We start from the raw sequence: 17,529 nt of genomic DNA on the forward strand, positions 1-17,529 counted from the left end.
TTTGATTTTCAGTAAATTTTCTGCAGCTGCAGCATCGCCGGTGTCAGACAGGCGCCCGCTGACCGGAAAGGACGCCGAGGAAGGCAGCGAAATCCTGCCCGAGCATGGCCGCTGCCGCCGGATCGGGGCTCAGGGTTTCGGTCTCCGGCGCCATGCGGGCCAGAACGGCCCGCAGCGCCGGGGCGCCGCCGGATGCCGCGGCCCGCAGCCACCTCGCCGCCCGTGCCGCGCGGGGCCGGCGCGATGACCCCGGGCATGACCGCGATGCTGGCCGACGGCGCACTGCGCGTCTTCGTCTCGCGCGTCTCCCAGGAGGAGCAGGCCGCACGTCTTTCGGTCCAGGGACAGCTCGCCTCGCTGGCAGTCGGCGAGACCATGCTGACCATGGCCGGCAATGACTACTGCATGGTGACGCTCGACGGCATCGCCGCCGGCGGTGCCATGCTCAGCGGCGCCTGCGGCGACGACCTGCCAGAGGCCGAAGGCGCCAGCCCCGGCAACACGGTCGTTCTGGGCGAAGGCGGCATCCGCGTCTTCGTCTCGCGCGTCGAGGACTGGCCGCAGCGCGCGCGGCTGTCGATCAACGGCGAGATGAAGGAGATCGAGGCCGGGCGCACCGCGCTGGTCTCGGTCGACGGCACGCTCTGCGGCGTCAGGCTCGACGCCGTGGGCCGCTGGAGAAGCGGCTGCGCCGGCCCGGCTTGCTCAAGCGCTTCGAAAACATCCTGATCGAGCCGGCGGGCGGCAAGGCTTGGCCGTCCGGTCCGGTCTGGCCCGCGGCGGAAGAGGGCGGCGAGCCCGGCCTGCACCGGCAATGGGTCAACGGCCATCCCGATCCGAAGCAGCCCGCCGCTTCCGGCCGCACGCCGGTCGTGGTGGAGGAGCCCTGCATCTGGGCGGGTGCGGCCTCGATCCATTTCGGGCATTTCATGGCCGAGCACAGCCAGCGCCTGCTGTTCTCGCGGCTGGCCATGCCGGAGGCCCGCCTGGTTATTACCGTGGCGCGCCGCAAGGGCGCGCGCGAGGTGCCGGGCTATGTTTTCGACCTGTGCGACTGGCTGGAGATCCCGCGCGACCGGCTGCTGTTCGTCAAGGACCGCCCGCTGCTGGCACGGGAACTCTATGTCATGCCGCAGGGCGAGCAGCTCGAGAAGGTCAATCTCGGCCTGAGCGTCGTCAAGCACCGCTGGTGCGGCCCGATGCCGGAATACATCGAGGCGCTGAACGCGCTGCAGGCGAAGAAGGGCATCGTGCTGGCGACGGGCGGCACGCTCTACGTGTCGCGTTCGCGGCTGGCGCCGGACATGGTGCGGATCCCCGGGGAGGCCTATCTCGAGGACCGGCTCGCCGCGCTCGGCGTGACCGTGATCTGGCCGGAGACCATGAGCTTCGACGCGCAGATGACGGCCTATGCCAAGGCGGAGCGGATCATCTTCGCCGAAGGCTCGGCGGTGCATGCGCGCCAGCATCTCGGCCATCTGCCCCAGGACGTGGCGATCCTCGTCCGCCGCAAGCGGGTCCGCCTCGCGCAGGAACACATGGAGCCGCGGGTCCGCAAGCTGGCCCATATCGACCCGGTGGAGTGCAACATCCTGTTCTCCGAAGGGCCGACCGGCGGCACCGGGCGCCAGGGCTCCATGCCGGTCTACGACCAGGACCGCCTTCTGGACCTGTTCGCGGAATTCGGCATCGACCTTGCGCCGGTCTGGGACCGCGCCGAGTACCGCAAGGCGCATGACCGGGACTTGGACGAGTGGCTGCTGGCCAATCTGGCTGGTGCTACGACGTCGGTCGAGCGTGCGGCGGGACTGGCGCGGATGAAGGCCAGCCTGATCGGCTCCGGCCTGGTCGAGCAGTTCGTCCGGCTGAACCAGGTCGCCGCCCGGTGGAAGAAGGACCAGCGGGAGGCCGCGCCGTCGGCCGGTGCACCGCCCTGACGTTTCCATGACCGGCCCCGCCAGGGACCGCGTCCCGCATCTTTCCCGCCGGCCGCCCTGCGGCCGGTTCCGACAACAACTTCGCCAATGCGCCCAGAGCCTAGCCAGATAGGGGAAAAACGATGGTTCAGTTCACCCTTCCCAAGAACTCGAAGATCACCACGGGCAAGACGTGGCCGAAGCCGGAAGGCGCGACCAATGTCCGGAAATTCCAGATCTACCGCTGGAACCCCGATGACGGCCAGAACCCGCGGGTCGACACCTATTTCCTCGACATGGACAAATGCGGTCCGATGGTCCTGGACGCGCTGATCAAGATCAAGAACGAGATCGACCCGACCCTGACCTTCCGCCGGTCCTGCCGCGAAGGCATCTGCGGGTCCTGTGCGATGAACATCGACGGGATCAACACGCTGGCCTGCATCTACGGGCTCGACGAGATCAAGGGCGACGTGCGCATCTACCCGCTGCCGCACATGCCGGTGGTCAAGGACCTGATCCCCGACCTGACCCATTTCTACGCCCAGCATGCCTCGATCATGCCCTGGCTGGAAACCAAGACCAACCGCCCGGCGAAGGAGTGGAAGCAGTCCATCGAGGACCGCAAGAAGCTCGACGGCCTCTATGAATGCGTGATGTGCGCCAGCTGCTCGACCTCCTGCCCGAGCTACTGGTGGAACGGCGACCGCTATCTCGGCCCGGCGGCGCTGCTGCATGCCTACCGCTGGCTGATCGACAGCCGCGACGAGGCCACCGGCGAGCGTCTCGACGCGCTGGAGGACCCGTTCAAGCTCTATCGCTGCCACACCATCATGAACTGCACGCAGACCTGCCCGAAAGGCCTGAACCCGGCCAAGGCGATCGCGTCGATCAAGAAGATGATGGTGGAACGCCAGGTCTGACCTGCGCGCCTGCCGCTGAACGAGGCCCCGGCACAGCCCGGGGCCTTTTCCGTTCCGGAGCCTGCCCATGTTCATCTTCCTCATCGTCCTGATCGGCGTGCTTGTCTGGATGGCCGTCACCTTCCGCGCGCGCAAGGCGGTCAAGAACTGCCGCTGGCGCGAGAACCGCGGCAAGGACAGCGGGGCTGGGCGCTATTTCATTTGCATGAATTGCGGCGCCGAGACCCATACCCGCGACGGCAAGCCGCCGGCCGCCTGCCTGCGCCCGCCGGAGCAGCCCTGACGCCCGGCCTTGTCGGCGCCCGGCCCGGGGGATATGCCGCCGGGACAGGCGCAAGGACAGGCAGGGGGATCGAGATGGACCGCAGCGGCAATCCGGCAGGGGCGCTGCCCGAGGGCGAATTCCGCTTCGTGGTGCTCGATGTCGAGACCGCGAACGGCGATCCGTCGAGCATCTGCCAGATCGGCCTGGCCTTCGTGCGCGAGGGCGGCGCGATCGAGACCTTTGCCGCCTATGTCGATCCGGAGTGCCGGTTCTCGTCCTTCAACATCCAGCTGACCGGGATCCGCCCCGAGACCGTCCGCGGCGCGCCGCGCTTCGCCGAGCTCCAGCCGCGGATTGCCGGCCTCCTGGCGCGCCAGCCGGTGATCCAGCACAGCAGCTTCGACCGCCGCGCGATCCATGCCGCCTGCGACCTGGCCGGGCTGGCGCATCCCATGTGGACCTGGTTCGACAGCGTGCCGATGGCGCGCCGCTCTGCGGCCTCTGGCTCGCCGTGGCGGCGACGGCGGCGGCCTTCTGGCAGGTGGTGCCGCTGGCGGGGGCCTTGATGCTGCCCTATCTCGCCTGGGTGACGGTGGCCGCGGCGCTGAACCGCGCGGTGATCGCGCGGAACCCGGAGGCCGCGGCCTGGAAGCTCGGCTGAGTCCGTCAGGCCTCGAGCACGATCCGCGCGGCCTCTTCGCCGGTCTCGACGAAGCGGAAGAGGTTGAGGTCGTCGGCCCCGATCGTGCCTGCGGCCTCCAGCGCCTCCCAGTTGATGATCGAGCGCCAGAACTTCTCGCCGAAGAGCAGGATCGGCACCGGCGCCATGCGCTGGGTCTGGATCAGGGTCATCGCCTCGAACAGCTCGTCGAGCGTGCCGAAGCCGCCGGGGAACACGGTGATCGCCTTGGCGCGCATCAGGAAATGCATCTTCCGGATGGCGAAATAGTGGAAGTTGAAAGAGAATTCCGGCGTCACATAAGCGTTGGGCGTCGCCTCGAACGGGAGCACGATGTTCAGCCCGATGGATTTGCCACCGGCCTGTTCCGCGCCGAGATTGCCGGCCTCCATCACGCCCGGACCGCCGCCGGTGACGATGATGTTCTCGGTGCCGCCGGATTTCATGCTTTCCTGCGTCACCAGCCGCGCGAATTCGCGGGCTTCCTCGTAAAAATGGCTGAGCTCGCCGAGCGCCGGGGTGCGGGCCTTGTCCTTCTCGGCAGGCGAGGGGATACGGGCGCCGCCGAACATCACCACGGTGGAGGTGATCCCGGCCTCGTCCATCATCATCTGCGGCTTGAGAAGCTCCAGCTGCAGCCGCACCGGGCGCAGCTCCTCGCGCATCAGGAAGTCGGAATCGTCGAAGGCCAGCCGGTAGGTCGGCGACAGCGTCTGGGGCGTCTGGTCCTCGATGAGGCTGCGCCGGACATCCTCGCGCGCGTCGGGGAAGGGATGGGCCTTGGAACCGGTCATCTTGGTGTCTTTCATATGGATTGCACCCTCCGACCCTTAGCCGTATAGCCCGGGGAACCGCGACGCCAGAGCAAACCGTTCGGAGGGGCCCCATGTCACACGCAGAGCTGGAAACCGCAATCGAGGCCGCCTGGGAGGTCCGGGACACGATCACCCCGGAAACCAAGGGCGAGACCCGCGACGCCATCGAAACCACGCTGAACGCGCTCGATTCCGGCAAGATCCGGGTGGCGGAAAAGCAGGCCGACAATTCCTGGCACGTGAACCAGTGGGCCAAGAAGGCCGTGCTGCTGGGCTTCCGCCTGAAGGACATGGAAAAGCAGTCCGGCGGCCCGCAGGGCGGCGACTGGTGGGACAAGGTCGACAGCAAGTTCGCCGACTGGAAGAAGAAGGACTGGAAAGAGGCAGGCTTCCGCGCCGTGCCGAACTGCGTCGTGCGCAAATCGGCCTATATCGCGCCGGGCGTGGTGCTGATGCCGTCCTTCGTCAATCTCGGCGCCTATGTCGACAGCGGCACCATGGTCGACACCTGGGCGACCGTCGGCTCCTGCGCGCAGATCGGCAAGAACGTGCACCTCTCGGGCGGCGTCGGCATCGGCGGCGTGCTTGAGCCGATGCAGGCCGGCCCGACCATCATCGAGGACAACTGCTTCATCGGTGCCCGCTCCGAGGTTGTCGAGGGCGTGATCGTCCGCGAAGGCTCGGTTCTGGGCATGGGCGTGTTCCTCGGCCAGTCGACCAAGATCGTCGACCGCGAAACCGGCGAAGTCACCTATGGCGAGGTCCCGGCAGGCTCCGTCGTCGTCGCGGGCACGATGCCCTCGAAGAACGGCGTGAACCTCTATTGCGCGGTGATCGTGAAGCGCGTCGACGAGAAGACCCGCTCCAAGACATCGATCAACGAGCTGCTGCGCGACTGATCTGCGGCCAGACGATTTTTCCGGAGGGCTTCCCCGCGGGGAGGCCCTTTGCATGTTCGGACTCCCCGCGGTCCGGCAGAAAGTTGCCCTCAGCCCCACCTTTGCCTTGGATGTTTCGTCCCAGGGTGTAGTGGTCTGCCATTCTGCGATCATCGGAAGGATGACCCATGGGACATGCTCTTCGCGGCAGCGCCACGATCCGTTGACCGGAAGGCGAATGCGCGCCTTCGCCGGGAGCGGCGCACGCCATCCGTGCTCCCATGCAGCGATCGAAAGCTTCGGACGCGGCGTCCCGGAATCGATCCGGGGGAACGATTTCAGCGCGGAACCGCCTGCATGCCTTGCAGCCCTCGATCCCGCACCTGACGCGCCCGTCCCTGCACCGAAGCCTGCAGCGATGAGCCATCGTGGCGCCATCGGTTCGAGCCCGATGGCGCAGGGATCAGCCGGCTGCCCGATGTGGAGGGCGGCAAACCGAAGCGGAAATTCAAGGCTTGCCCGATCGGAGGCTTCCGCATCGACATTGCGGACGTACGTTCGGGAGAAGGCAAGACATGCCTGTTCGCGGCGATTGGCCGGACCTCGAAATGAGGTGGTCGCCGAGCTGCGCCGGAAGGCCGGGAAGATGGCGGCCGCGCAACGCAGGGGCGCCATGCCCCGCGCCGCCGCGCGGTCATGCGGCCGAGCACCGCCTGCCCTGCCTCGTCGAGCCAGCCCGGATCGCGCTCCGTACGTTCCGGATAGAAGCGCACCAGCGGCGCGGCGAAGCTCTGGGCGGCGGGCATCGGCATCGCTGTCAGCTCTGGTAGCCCTCGTATTCAGGCTCGGGCGCCGGATCCGGCTCGGCCATTTCGGGTGCCGGCGGCGGGGTCTCGGCCTGCTGCAGCGCTTCGCCGAAATTGTTCAGCATCGACTGGAAGTGCCGCATCGAGAAGAGATGCAGGAAGGTGCATTCCAGTTCGTCGGTGTCGAACATCAGCCGCAGCTGGTCATCCGGGATCTTCTTCAGCGCCTCGCGGTCGACCGTCATGAAGCCCGACAGCGAGCGCTGCGCGCCGCCCGGCAGCTTGAACTGCGCCTGCATCGGCTTGAGCAGATCCAGCTCCTGCAGCCGCCGGCAATAGGCCTCGGTGCGGCGGAACTGGCCCTGGTATTCCTGGAGGAAGCGCAGGATGTTCTGCAGGTAGATGGTCTGGCGCCCCTCGGAGTCGAACAGCCTTTCGCCGCGTCCCTCGCGGTTGCAGCCCTCGTAGCCCTCGTCGATGTTCAGGATGAAGTTCTTGTTCTCCGCATCGGTCGAGAAGACGAAGGGATAGCGGCGCACGAAGGCGGGGATGTAGCTGCCCTGCCGCCAATGGCCCTCCTCGCTGACATGCAGGTTCTGGTCGGCCGTCACGCCGAGGATCACCGCCGGCATGACCTTGTCCTGCGTCCCCGCGAAGACGATCGGGTAATGCCCCGCCGCCGAAGCGAACTCGATCGCGGTCAGCGGCACCGAGTTGACCTTGCGCGCGAAGGCATACTGGCCGCCGGTGCGGACATAGAGGTCGCCATGCGCCCTGGCGGTGACGGGACGGGCATTTTCGTAGAACAGAAGCTGGGTCAAGTTTCGGGTCCTCCATTGGTTGTCTCTTTGGTGGCTCGGCTGCGCCTCATGCGGTGGCATCCCGCGAGACGAAGTATTTCAGGAACACGCGGGTCGCGGCGCGGGCAATGCGGCCCGCGAGCGGCGCGGGATCGTGGGCGAAGCGGACATGGACCCGCGCGCCGTAGACCGGCACCTCGGCCGCGTCCTCGAGTTCGAGATCGAGCTGGTACATCGGCTCGAAGGTCTGGAGCCGCGCGCGCGGCTGGCCGGGATCGAGCGAGGCCTGCCCGCCGGTCCACCACCGCCTGCCGGACCGCATCCGCGCCCGTGCCCTCACCTGCTTCCTGGCGCTGGTCCTCTGCCGCGTCAAGCGGATGCGGCTGAAGGCAAAGGGCCATTCCGCCAGCCCGCGCACCGCGCTCGACCTGCTCGCGCGCATTCAGAAGCACACCGCCCATATCGGCGAGCGAACCTTCAACGGCACCAGCAAGACCACCCCGGAGCAACTGGACCTTTTCGATGCATTGAGCCTTCCGAAATCCGCCTGAGCCTTCGCGCAGTCACACAAATGCCATTTCGGAATGAACAATATCAAGTACTTATCGGATTAACTGTCGAACTTGGGAGAGCCGGGTGAAGCCGTCGGAGGATTTCATAGCCATCGCCCAGACCACCTCGAGGCAGCCGGCGATGGCGAGCAGGATCCAGGGCATGGCGGTCATCCCTCGGGGAAGATGCCCGGCGATGTGGGCGCGCCGTCATCGGCCCCGGCGAGGTAGTCGACGATCATGCCGCGGTTGACGGCGAAGCCCTTGTACTCTGCCAGATCCGGGTCGAGATCGCGCAGCACCCGGTGCAGGCGGCGGCCCCATTTCGGCTGGGAGCAGAGGTCCTCGAGGCTCGCCAGGTAACAGCGACCGCCTGCGACGGCCGCATCCTGCATCACGACCACTGGCTGAGCGAGGAGGAGCGCGCGCTCCAGACGCGGATCATGCCCTGCATGTCGCGCTTCAAGGGCGCGCGGCTCGAACTGGATCTCTGAGGAGGNCGTTCCATGACCCTGCAATTCAACGACGAAACCTTCCGCGGCGACTACACCTATTTCAACTCGCCTGCCGCGATCCGCCGCTTTCCCTTCCCCTTCGACCGCGACAGCTACATGTATTCGGTCAATATCGAGCCGCATCCCGGCGGTCCGGCGGGTTCGCCCTTCGAGCATGCCTTCGATGTCGACGAGCATTACGTCGCCGAGATGCGCGACCGGGCGATCACCCTGGCCGAGGATCCGATGCGCTGCCAGTCGCTGCCGCACATGGAGCTGGCGGGCTGGGACCTGCTGGAGCTGATCATGGTGTCGAAGGCGCGGGACTATCCGGCGCTCTTCTCGCTCGCCCGCGACGGCGACCGCTGGCACTGGATCAACCGGCCCCTGGGGATCGAGCAGCGCTTCACCTTCCTCGATCCGGCGACGCTGCCCTGCGGGCCGCTGGAATACATCACCCGCCAGGCCCAGGGCGATTTCGCGCTCCTCGACGCGCGCGGCGGCAACCTGTGGCTCGATGCCGGCATGATCACGTCGCAGGCGGACTGGTCGCTCGATTTCGATGTCGGCATGAACTTCTTCGAATGGCACGCGCCGGTGCCGAAGGCGCGCAAGATGGGGGTCTTCGACAAGGCGCTGAAATTCCTCAATGCGGTCGATCAGGGCCAGGCCTATCGCCGTCTCAACTGGACGATGACGGTCAATCCGCGGCTCGATACCAGCCCCGAGACCTACCACAGATGGGGCCCCGAGAAACGCACCGTCACGCCGGAGAATGTCGGCCGGAAGCAGTTCCTGCGGGTAGAGCTGCAGAGCTTCTGGCGGCTGCCGCGGTCGAACGCGCTGGCCTTCCCGATCAGCACTACACCCGCCTTCTGGGCGAGGCGCAGCGCGATGCGGAGGCCCGCCGCGAGCAGCAGGAATCCCAGCAGAACCGCGACGGCGGCCAGCAGCCGCGCCAGCGCGACCGCAATGACGACCAGCGCGGCCAGCAGCGCGACGACGACCAGCGCGGCGTCGGCGGGCATGTCGGCCCGCAGCGGCGCGGCGAGGCCGCTGTCGCGCGACCAGAAGGCCGGAAGCGCGTCCTGGCCATAGGCGAAGACCGGCACGCCGAGGGTTTCGAGCACTTCCAGCGTCTTCGGCAGGTCGAGGATCGCCTTGGCGCCGGCGCAGACCACGGTGACCGGCGTCTGGGCCAGCTCCTGCAGGTCGGCGGAGATGTCGAAGCTGTCCTCGGCGCCCTTGTGCACGCCGCCGATGCCGCCGGTGGCGAAGACGCGGATGCCGGCCGCGCGGGCGGCGATCATGGTGGCGGCGACGGTGGTCGCTCCGGAGATGCCGGTGGCCATCGCGACGGCGAGGTCGGCGCGGCTGAGCTTGGCGACGTCGGAGCGCTGCGCCAGGGCTTCGAGTTCGGCGCCTTCGAGGCCGACATGCAGCACGCCGTCGATCACCGCGATGGTCGCGGGCACGGCGCCCGCGGTGCGGATGTCGTTTTCCACCGCGCGGGCGGTCTCGAGATTGCGCGGATAGGGCATCCCGTGGGTGATTATGGTGCTTTCCAGCGCCACGATCGGGCCGCCGAGCTCGCGGGCGGCGGCAACCTCGGTGGAATAGCGGATGTCGGGGGTCATGAGATGTCTTCTCCGGCAACGTAGCGGGCGGCGGATTGGGTGGCGTGCATCAGCGCCTCGCCGCGGCCCATGCCCTGGAGCTCGGCGGCGATGTGGACGGCCATCAGCGTGTCGCCCGCCCCGGTGACGCGCTTGGGTTCGACGAGGGGCGGGGTGGCGCGGTAGCAGTTGGTGGCCGAAAGGTCCACCGCCTCGCCGACGCCGTCGGTGACGATGCAGCGTTCGGCCCCGGCCTTGAGCAGGCAGCGCGCGGCCCCCCCGGCATCGGGAGCGTTGCAGCCCGAGAGCAGGTTTGCCTCTTCGCGGTTAACGTAAAGTGTGCCGCGGCCGCTTTCGAGGAAGGCCTTCAGCCGGTCGGCCTTGCCCGGGCTGGCCGGCGCGATCCGGAGATCGGCGGCGGCGAAGAGCGGGCTGGCGGCGATCTCGGCCAGGAGCGCCGTGGTCAGGTTGCCGTCGAGCGCGATGGTCCCGCCATAGGGGTCCGCCGCGCTGCCCAAGATCGGCGCGGCGCCCCGGCGCGACGAGGCCCAGATCGGGGCGGCCGATGCGGCTTGCCGCGTTCAGCGTGGCCGCGCGGTAGGCCCAGAGCGGCGGCAGCCCGCAGGAGATCAGCACCCGGATCACCCGGTCCAGCGCGCCCCTTTCCAGGAGGTCGTCCGGGAAGATGTCGTCGGTGCAGAGCGTGACGGTCTGCGGCAGCTCGCCCAGCTCGAGGAGCGCGGCGGCGAGTTCCGGCAGCAGGTGCTCGTGCGAGCCGCGCAGCTCGATGGTGAAGCCGGCCTCCAGCTTGGCGATCAGGTCATCCGCGCCGGTCAGCTCGTGATCGGTCTCGACGCCCGCCGCCGCGAAGCCCGCGAGATCGCCGCCCGCAAGGCCGCGGGCATGCCCGCAGACCCCGCTCCTCCCAGACGCCTGCCATCCGGGACCGCGGTCGGACATGCCCCTGCGCCTGCCCCTTCCCGAAGCTGCGCGGCGGCCCGTCCGGGCCGTGCCCCGTTCCGTTAACCGGAATAATGGGCTTTTCGCCCATTTTCAGGTGATGGCCCGCCGGGGAGTTCCCTGTCAACAGGAAATGGGCTAAATGCACATTTGACGGGGAGGCTGCCTGCGACGTGACGGACGAGACTTTCAGAGCCGCGGTTGACCGCATCCTCCGTCCGCTGGTGCGCGCGATGATCGGGCGCGGCCTGGCCTATCCGCAGCTTGCCGAATTGCTGAAGCCGCTGTTCATCGAGCAGGCCCTTCGGCATTTCGGGCTGCCGGGGCGGCGCATGACAGATAGCCGGATCAGCGTGCTGACCGGGCTGCAGCGGCGCGACATCCGCAGCCTGCGCGAGGCGAGCGAGGCGCCGCGCGCGGCGGAACGCGGCCACGGCCCGATCCCCCGGCGCAGCTCTCCGGCGGCCAGCGGCAGCGCGTGGCGCTGGCGCGTGCGCTGGTGCGCGACCCGGCCGCCTTCCTGATGGACGAGCCGCTGTCGAACCTCGATGCCAAGCTGCGCGCCCATATGCGCGAAGAGCTGGCCGAGCTGCATGGCCGGCTGGGCACCACCTTCGTCTACGTGACCCATGACCAGGTCGAGGCGATGACGATGTCGGACCGGATCGCGCTGATGGAGGGCGGGCAGATCGCCCAGCTCGGCACGCCGTCCGAGCTTTACGAGCGGCCCGCGAACCTGACCGTGGCGCGCTTCATCGGGACGCCGCAGATGAACCTGCTGCCGGTCGAGATCGCCGCGGACGGCACGGTCGAGATGTTCGGCTGGCGGACGCTGCTGGCGGCGCGCGGGGAAACGGGGCCGGCCACGCTGGGGCTGCGCGCCGAGGATATGCGGCTGGCGGCGCATGGCTGGGGTTCTCGCCAGCGCCGGGCGCGGCCAGCTCGGGGCGGACGCCGACCTGCACGGCGGTGCCGGGCACGAAGGCGCCGGGCGCGGTCACCTCGCCATGCGCGGTCTCGACCACGCTGACATGGCCGTCGCTATGGGTGACGGTGCCCGAAAGCCGGGTGGAGAGGCCGACGAAATCCATCACGAAGGGCGTGGCGGGGCGGGCATAGAGCGTCGAGGGATCGGCGAACTGCTCGATCCGCCCGGCATTCATCACCGCGATCCGGTCGGAGACGCCCATCGCCTCCTCCTGGTCATGGGTGACGAAGATCGCGGTGATGCCGCGGTCGCGCAGCAGCGCCTTGAGTTCCACCTGCATGGTTTCGCGCAACTTGCGGTCGAGCGCCGAGAACGGCTCGTCGAGGAGCAGCAGGTCCGGCTCGACGACCAGTGCGCGGGCGACGGCGACGCGCTGCTGCTGGCCGCCGGAGAGGGCCGAGACCGGGCGGATGGCGAAGGCGTCCATGCGGACGAGCCGCAGCGCCTCCTCCACCGGCCCGGCGCAGGCGGCTTTCGCGGTGCCGCGGGCGCGCAGGCCGAAAGCGACGTTCTCGGCCACGGTCAGATGCGGGAAGAGCGCGTAGTTCTGGAACACCACCGAGATGTTGCGGCGATGCGCGGGCAGGCGGGTGATGTTGCGCCCGCCCAGCACCACGTCGCCCTGGTCGGCCTCCATCAGCCCGGCGATGATCCGCAGCAGCGTGGTCTTGCCGCAGCCCGACGGACCGAGGAGCGAGACGAGCTCGCCCCGGTCCATGCGGAAGTTCATCTCCGACATGACCCGCGTGCCCCGGAAGGACTTGGCCACGCCCCAGACGTCGAGATAATGGCGCTCCTGCGCGGTGCGGGTCATGCCGGGCATGATCAAAGCGCCATCAGCTTGTCGAAGCGGTCGATCCAGGCGCGGCGGTTCGCGGCGACGAAGGCCCAGTCGGGCGAGTAGATCTCCACGCCGTCCGGAATGGCCGCGCCCGCGGTGACGGTGGTGTTGGCCGGAACCGACGAGGCGAAATCGGCGATGGCGGCCTGCATGTCCGGCCCCAGCATCTCGTTGACATAGGCCTCGGCCAGTTCCGGGTTCGGACCGCCCTTCACCAGGCAGATGCCCGAGGGCATGGCGAAGATGCCTTCCTTTGGCGCGGCCAGGTCGACGGGCACGCCTTCGGCCTTGCGCGGCAGCGTGTAGGACGAGAAATTGCCCGAAAGCAGCGTGATCTCGCCCTGTTCCAGCAGGTTGAAGGCCTGGGACATGGTCGAATAGACCGACAGCAGGTTCGGCTTCAGCGCCTCGAGCTTGGCGAAGGCGGCGTCGATTTCGTACTGCGCCTCGGCGAAGGGCTTGCCCGAACCCAGCATGGCGGCGGCAAAGAGCGTCCACATGCCTTCTGTGTTCTGCAGCGACGGGATGATGACCTGCCCGGCATTCTCCGCCGCCCAGAGCGCCTCCCAGCTCGGCACGCCGCCGGGGGCGAAATCGGTGTTGTAGGCGATGCCCGCCCAGGGCTGGACGTAGTTGCACCACATCCCGTCCATGTGCACGGCATCGGGGCGGAGGTCTTCCATGTTCGGCACGGCATCCGGCGTGATCGGCGCCAGCAGATCCGCTTCGACCGCCTGGATCATCACCGGGTCGTCCATCTGCACGACCGACAGGTAGGGCCGGTCCTTGTTGGAGGCCATCTTCTCGAGGTTCACCGAGGATTTCGTGCCCTCGAACAGGATGTCGGCGCCGATCGCGGCTTTCATGTGCGGCGCGACGATCTCCTCCATCCAGGCGGTGTGGCTGCCGGCGCAGCCGATCACGATCTCGGTGGATTGCGCGCGCAGGATCGACGGCGCGGCCAGCGTGCCGAAAGCGGCGGCGGCAGAGCTTTTCAGCAGCCTGCGGCGGGTCAGGCCGGTGGCGGCGATGCGTGTCATGGGTGGTCCTCCTTGCTGTCCCCCGGTGTGCGACCGGTTGCTCCAGAATGGAATGCCATTTGACAGAAGCGGAGAATTGGTTCCTGTATCTAGTGAAAATCAAATTTCACAAAATACCAATCGTGAAATGACGTGAAAAACGGCACTCCGGAGATGGAATGCCATTAGACTAGGCGAGGTCTGGACGAAAATGGAATGCCATTTGGTGAATCTCTCGCTGCTCTGCGCCGATGCGGGGCTGGAGCGCGACTCGGAACTGCTGGTGGGGGCGGATGGCCGGATCCTAGCGCGGGGGCGCGGGCTCGGCGCGCCGCCGGGCTGCGCGGGCTCCGCGGCACCGTCCTGCACGAGGTTCTGGAACAGGTGGTGCCGCACTTCCCCGGGCTCGACCGCGCCCGGCAGAAGGCGCTGCTCCTGTCGACCGGCGCCGAGGTGCTGGACCGGATCGTGCCCTGGCCGACCGCGCGGCGGTTCTGGCTGGCGCGGCTGCAGCGCATCGCCGACCATTTCATCGCCGAGGAAGAGACCCGGCGCGCCCGCGGCGCACTGCTCAAGACCGAACAGGGCGGCGGCCATGTGCTGCCGACGACCGGGGTCGAGCTGGTGGTCAAGACCGACCGGATCGACCGCACGCCCGAGGGCGCGGTCTGGCTCTATGACTACAAGACCGGCAAGCCGCCGACCGAGAAGCAGCAGGCGAAATACAACAAGCAGCTGCACATCACCGCCTATCTGGCCGAGACCGGCGCCTTCGGCGAGCTGGGACCGCTGCATGTGGTCGGCGCCGAGTATATCGGCCTCGCCGCCCGCCCCGAGACCGTGCCCGCCGATCTGGAGAAGATCCCGGTCGAGCTGGTGCCGGAAAGCCTGCACCGGCTCTTCACCCGCTTCCTCGACCCCGCTACCGGCTTCACCGCGCAGGTCGCGCGCGAGAGCCAGGGCGAGTGGTCGGATTACGACCATCTCAGCCGCGGCGGCGAATGGGACCTGACCCAGCATGCCGAGACGCTGAAAGTGGGGGACCACGAATGACCGCCCCGACCGCTACCCCCGTGAACCTGGCGACCCAGCGCCAGATCGAGGCCGCGCGGCCGCATGAATCGACCTGGCTCGCCGCCAATGCCGGATCGGGCAAGACCCGCGTGCTGACCAACCGGGTGGCGCGGCTGCTGCTGTCGGGCGTGGCGCCGCAGAACATCCTCTGCCTGACCTATACCAAGGCGGCGGCGAGCGAGATGCAGAACCGGCTGTTCCAGACCCTGGGCGAATGGGCGATGCGCCCCGATGCCGAGCTGCGCGCCGATCTGCAGAAGCTGGGCGAGACCGGGCTCGACGAGGACCGGCTGCTGCGCGCGCGCCGCCTGTTCGCCCGCGCCATCGAGACGCCGGGCGGGCTGAAGATCCAGACGATCCACTCCTTCTGCGCCGCGCTCCTGCGCCGCTTCCCTTTGGAGGCCGGGGTCAGCCCGCAGTTCACCGAGATCGACGAACGCACCCAGGCGGCGATGATCGAGCGCGTCGTCGAGGAGATGGCCGACGGGCCGGAGGCGCATCTGATCGACGCGCTGGCCTTCCAGATGGGCGGCGAGGACATTGCCGGTCTCTCGGCGCAGATCCTGCATGCCCGCGCCGATTTCGCCGCGCTGCCGGACGAGGAGGCGTTGTGGGAGGCGATGGGGCTGCTGCCCGGCCAGTCCGAAGCCGACCTCGTCGACCTGGCCTTCGCGCCGGGCGACCGGCGGCTCCTGGAGGCGCTGGTGCCGGTGCTGCAGTCGAAGGGCGGCAATGACGGCAAGGCCGGGGCGGCGCTGGCGCGGCTCGCGCCCTTCGAGCCGTCGATGGGCCTCCTGAAGGGGCTCGAAGGACCTTTCCTGTTCGGCGCCACCGCCAAGACCCCCTTCGGGCCGAAGACCGACAGCTTCCCGACGAAACCCACCCGCCAGGCGCTGGGGCCGGATCTGGTCGAGGCGCTGAACGGGCTGATGTCTCGGGTCGCCGATGCCCGCACGCTGGGGCTGGCGCTGACCGCGGCGAAGCGGACGCGCGTGCTGCACCGCTATGCCGAGGCCTTCCTGCCCCGGATCGAGGCGGCGAAGCTCGCGCGCGGCTGGCTCGATTTCGACGACCTGATCCTGCGGACCCGCGCACTGCTGATGGATCCGGCAGTGGCGCAATGGGTGCTCTACAAGCTCGACGGCGGCATCGACCACATCCTCGTCGACGAAGCGCAGGACACCAGCCCCGAGCAATGGGACGTGGTGCGCCTGCTGGCGCAGGAATTCACCGCCGGCGAAGGCACAAGGGGCGACGTGCCGCGCACGATCTTCGTGGTCGGCGACAAGAAGCAGTCGATCTATTCCTTCCAGGGCGCCGATCCACGCGAATTCGACCGGATGCGCGGCCATTTCGGCGAGGGGCTGGCATCGATCGGCGCCACGCTGCATTCGCGCGAACTGGCGCATTCCTTCCGCTCGGCCGCGGCGGTGCTGACCGCGGTCGACCGCACCTTTCCCGAGGTCTCGGGCCTCGGCGATCCGCCCGAGCATGTCGCCTTCCGCACCACCTATCCCGGCCGGGTCGATCTCTGGCCCGCGATCCTGCCCGACAAGGAGAGCGGCGAGGAGGAAAACGCCGATGGCTGGGACCCGGTTGACCGGCTCGACCCGGAAAGCCCGGTGGCGCAGCTGGCGCTCGCCGTCGCCAAGGAGGCCCGCCAGCTCGTGGACACCGCGCATCTGCCCGCGGGCAACGGCACCGGGCGGCGCATCCATGAAGGCGACCTGCTGATCCTGTTCCGCCGCCGCGGCGACCTGTTCTTCGAAACCATGCGCGCGCTGAAGGCCGAGGGGCTGGAGGTCGCCGGCGCCGACCGGATCAAGCTCGGCGAGGAACTGGCGGTGCGCGACCTGCTGGCGCTGCTGTCGTTCCTGGCGCTGCCCGAGGACGACCTGTCGCTGGCCGCCGCCCTCAGATCGCCGGTCTTCGGCTGGACCGAGGACGATCTCTTCCGCCTCGCCCATCCGCGTCCCGCCGGCAGCTATCTGTGGACCGCGCTGCGCCAGTCGGAGGCGCATCCCGACACCTACGCGATCCTCGACGACCTGCGCCGCCTGGCCGACCTGCGCCGTCCCTACGACCTCCTGGACCGCATCCTGACCCGGCATCGCGGCCGCTGCCGGCTGATCGCGCGGCTCGGCCCGGAATGCGAGGAGGCGATCGACGGGCTCCTGCAGCAGGCGCTCGATTACGAGCAGTCCGAGATCCCCTCGCTGACCGGCTTCCTCGAATGGATGGCCGCCGAGGATGTCGAGATCAAGCGCCAGGCCGAGGCGGCGGGCCGCGCCGTGCGGCTGATGACGGTGCATGGCTCGAAGGGGCTCGAGGCGCCGGTGGTGATCCTGCCCGACTGCGCCGCCTTCCACAATTCCGGGCAGGATGTGCTTTTGCCCCGCGAAGGCTCCTGGCCGGCCTGGCGGGTCTCGCGCGACGAGCTGCCCCCCGCGCTGCAGGAGGCCGCCGAAGCGGTCGCCCATGCCGAGGCCGAGGAGCGTGACCGGCTGCTCTATGTCGCCATGACCCGCGCCGAACAGTGGCTGATCGTGGCCGCGGCCGGAAAGCTCGGCAACCAGACCACCTGGCACGGCCAGGTCAGTGCCGGGCTGAAGCTGGCGGAGGCGAAGGCGCTCGGCACGCCGACCGGACAGGGGCTGCGGCTGGAGACCGGGGACTGGGAAATCGCCGAGGCGCGCGAGGCGCCCGCGGAGGAAGAAACCCGGCGCCCCGCTTTGCCCGGCTGGCGTCCGCCACGGCGGCGGCGGCGGCGCTTCGGCTGGTCGTCGCCGTTTTCGGCGGCCTCGGCACCGTCCTCGGAGGACGCATCGCTGTCATCCTCCTCGTCCGAAGACGTCTCGGCACTGTCCTCGCCGTCACCGGAGGCGCTGTCGGCCTCGTAGCCAT

General features: G+C 68.6%; 18 protein-coding genes and 5 pseudogenes. 13 read left to right on the forward strand and 10 right to left on the reverse strand.

Annotation, left to right across the window (positions count from 1 at the left end):
* Positions 1–192 precede the first annotated feature (192 nt).
* The 6 genes from C7T91_RS01995 (at position 193) to C7T91_RS34505 (ending at position 3,765) form a co-directional block, all read left to right on the forward strand.
* The gene (locus C7T91_RS01995) at positions 193–729 is read left to right on the forward strand and encodes a hypothetical protein (protein ID WP_108257789.1); all 537 of its coding nucleotides are present in this window, start codon (positions 193–195) and stop codon (positions 727–729) included.
* Positions 702–1,937 carry a glycosyltransferase 61 family protein gene (locus C7T91_RS02000; RefSeq protein ID WP_108257790.1) on the forward strand — a complete coding sequence of 412 codons (1,236 nt, stop codon included), beginning with the start codon at positions 702–704 and terminating at the stop codon, positions 1,935–1,937. The genes C7T91_RS01995 and C7T91_RS02000 overlap by 28 nt, the downstream gene beginning before the upstream one ends.
* Before the next feature lie 122 nt (positions 1,938–2,059).
* Entirely contained in the window at positions 2,060–2,839 is a 780-nt protein-coding gene (locus C7T91_RS02005) for a succinate dehydrogenase iron-sulfur subunit (RefSeq protein ID WP_108257791.1), read from the forward strand.
* A gap of 67 nt (positions 2,840–2,906) precedes the next feature.
* Positions 2,907–3,122 carry a hypothetical protein gene (locus C7T91_RS02010; RefSeq protein WP_108257792.1) on the forward strand — a complete coding sequence of 72 codons (216 nt, stop codon included), beginning with the start codon at positions 2,907–2,909 and terminating at the stop codon, positions 3,120–3,122.
* Positions 3,123–3,196: 74 nt separating this feature from the next.
* Positions 3,197–3,670, forward strand: coding sequence for an exonuclease domain-containing protein (locus tag C7T91_RS34500; RefSeq protein ID WP_108257793.1), 474 nt, complete (start codon positions 3,197–3,199; stop codon positions 3,668–3,670).
* Positions 3,649–3,765 (forward strand): tryptophan-rich sensory protein, encoded by a 117-nt coding sequence (locus tag C7T91_RS34505; RefSeq protein WP_236638022.1) that lies wholly within the window; start codon positions 3,649–3,651, stop codon positions 3,763–3,765. Before C7T91_RS34500 ends, C7T91_RS34505 begins: the two co-directional genes overlap by 22 nt.
* A gap of 5 nt (positions 3,766–3,770) precedes the next feature.
* Here C7T91_RS34505 and C7T91_RS02025 read toward each other — a convergent pair whose 3' ends face one another.
* Positions 3,771–4,592, reverse strand: coding sequence for an LOG family protein (locus C7T91_RS02025; RefSeq protein WP_407943245.1), 822 nt, complete (start codon positions 4,590–4,592; stop codon positions 3,771–3,773).
* A gap of 77 nt (positions 4,593–4,669) precedes the next feature.
* Between C7T91_RS02025 and dapD the strand changes: the two genes are divergently transcribed.
* Both dapD and C7T91_RS02035 read left to right on the forward strand, forming a co-directional pair.
* The gene (gene dapD / locus C7T91_RS02030) at positions 4,670–5,497 is read left to right on the forward strand and encodes a 2,3,4,5-tetrahydropyridine-2,6-dicarboxylate N-succinyltransferase (RefSeq protein ID WP_108257794.1); all 828 of its coding nucleotides are present in this window, start codon (positions 4,670–4,672) and stop codon (positions 5,495–5,497) included.
* 332 nt (positions 5,498–5,829) lie between these two features.
* Positions 5,830–6,137, forward strand: a pseudogene (locus C7T91_RS02035) (hypothetical protein); the annotation flags it as partial.
* Between the two features lie 156 nt (positions 6,138–6,293).
* On the opposite strand, the gene C7T91_RS02040 reads toward C7T91_RS02035, so the two are convergent.
* The gene (locus C7T91_RS02040; protein ID WP_236637921.1) at positions 6,294–7,103 is read right to left on the reverse strand and encodes a SapC family protein; all 810 of its coding nucleotides are present in this window, start codon (positions 7,101–7,103) and stop codon (positions 6,294–6,296) included.
* A 46-nt stretch (positions 7,104–7,149) separates the two neighbouring features.
* Entirely contained in the window at positions 7,150–7,404 is a 255-nt protein-coding gene (locus tag C7T91_RS02045) for a hypothetical protein (protein WP_108257796.1), read from the reverse strand.
* Here C7T91_RS02045 and C7T91_RS02050 point away from each other — a divergent pair.
* A pseudogene (locus C7T91_RS02050) lies at positions 7,376–7,633 on the forward strand (IS1634 family transposase); the annotation flags it as partial. The gene C7T91_RS02045 and the pseudogene C7T91_RS02050 overlap by 29 nt on opposite strands.
* 51 nt (positions 7,634–7,684) lie before the next feature.
* Here the strand turns inward: C7T91_RS02050 and C7T91_RS02055 are convergent.
* Positions 7,685–7,807: an SMR family transporter gene (locus C7T91_RS02055; RefSeq protein WP_330848797.1), complete on the reverse strand. Its 123-nt coding sequence runs from the start codon at positions 7,805–7,807 to the stop codon at positions 7,685–7,687.
* Positions 7,804–8,001, reverse strand: a pseudogene (locus tag C7T91_RS02060) (heme-dependent oxidative N-demethylase subunit alpha family protein); the annotation flags it as partial. The pseudogene C7T91_RS02060 and the gene C7T91_RS02055, both read right to left, overlap by 4 nt.
* A 336-nt stretch (positions 8,002–8,337) precedes the next feature.
* Between C7T91_RS02060 and C7T91_RS02070 the strand changes: the two are divergent.
* Positions 8,338–8,931, forward strand: a pseudogene (locus C7T91_RS02070) (heme-dependent oxidative N-demethylase family protein); the annotation flags it as partial.
* On the opposite strand, the gene C7T91_RS02075 reads toward C7T91_RS02070, so the two are convergent.
* The 3 genes from C7T91_RS02075 to C7T91_RS02085 are packed head-to-tail and all read right to left on the reverse strand — an operon-like array spanning position 8,859 to position 10,703.
* Positions 8,859–9,764, reverse strand: coding sequence for a pseudouridine-5'-phosphate glycosidase (locus tag C7T91_RS02075; protein WP_236637922.1), 906 nt, complete (start codon positions 9,762–9,764; stop codon positions 8,859–8,861). The pseudogene C7T91_RS02070 and the gene C7T91_RS02075 sit on opposite strands and share 73 nt — an antisense overlap.
* On the reverse strand, positions 9,761–10,186 hold the full coding sequence (locus tag C7T91_RS02080; protein WP_236638023.1) for a PfkB family carbohydrate kinase: 426 nt from the start codon (positions 10,184–10,186) through the stop codon (positions 9,761–9,763). The genes C7T91_RS02075 and C7T91_RS02080 overlap by 4 nt, the downstream gene beginning before the upstream one ends.
* Positions 10,071–10,703 (reverse strand): amidohydrolase family protein, encoded by a 633-nt coding sequence (locus C7T91_RS02085; RefSeq protein WP_236637923.1) that lies wholly within the window; start codon positions 10,701–10,703, stop codon positions 10,071–10,073. The genes C7T91_RS02080 and C7T91_RS02085 overlap by 116 nt, the downstream gene beginning before the upstream one ends.
* A 233-nt stretch (positions 10,704–10,936) precedes the next feature.
* Between C7T91_RS02085 and C7T91_RS38985 the strand changes: the two are divergent.
* Positions 10,937–11,035: pseudogene (locus C7T91_RS38985) on the forward strand (hypothetical protein); the annotation flags it as partial.
* A gap of 420 nt (positions 11,036–11,455) precedes the next feature.
* On the opposite strand, the gene C7T91_RS02100 reads toward C7T91_RS38985, so the two are convergent.
* Both C7T91_RS02100 and C7T91_RS02105 read right to left on the reverse strand, forming a co-directional pair.
* Positions 11,456–12,514, reverse strand: a complete 1,059-nt coding sequence (locus C7T91_RS02100) for an ABC transporter ATP-binding protein (RefSeq protein ID WP_236637924.1) — start codon at positions 12,512–12,514, stop codon at positions 11,456–11,458.
* 2 nt (positions 12,515–12,516) lie between these two features.
* Positions 12,517–13,572, reverse strand: coding sequence for an extracellular solute-binding protein (locus C7T91_RS02105; RefSeq protein WP_108257799.1), 1,056 nt, complete (start codon positions 13,570–13,572; stop codon positions 12,517–12,519).
* 195 nt (positions 13,573–13,767) lie between these two features.
* Here C7T91_RS02105 and C7T91_RS02110 point away from each other — a divergent pair, with 195 nt between their 5' ends.
* On the forward strand, positions 13,768–14,604 hold the full coding sequence (locus C7T91_RS02110; protein WP_108258452.1) for a RecB family exonuclease: 837 nt from the start codon (positions 13,768–13,770) through the stop codon (positions 14,602–14,604).
* Entirely contained in the window at positions 14,601–17,525 is a 2,925-nt protein-coding gene (gene addA, locus C7T91_RS02115; protein ID WP_161555693.1) for a double-strand break repair helicase AddA, read from the forward strand. Before C7T91_RS02110 ends, addA begins: the two co-directional genes overlap by 4 nt.
* The last annotated feature ends 4 nt before the right edge of the window (positions 17,526–17,529 follow it).

This window comes from Mangrovicoccus ximenensis (genome assembly GCF_003056725.1).
Lineage (GTDB): Bacteria > Pseudomonadota > Alphaproteobacteria > Rhodobacterales > Rhodobacteraceae > Mangrovicoccus > Mangrovicoccus ximenensis.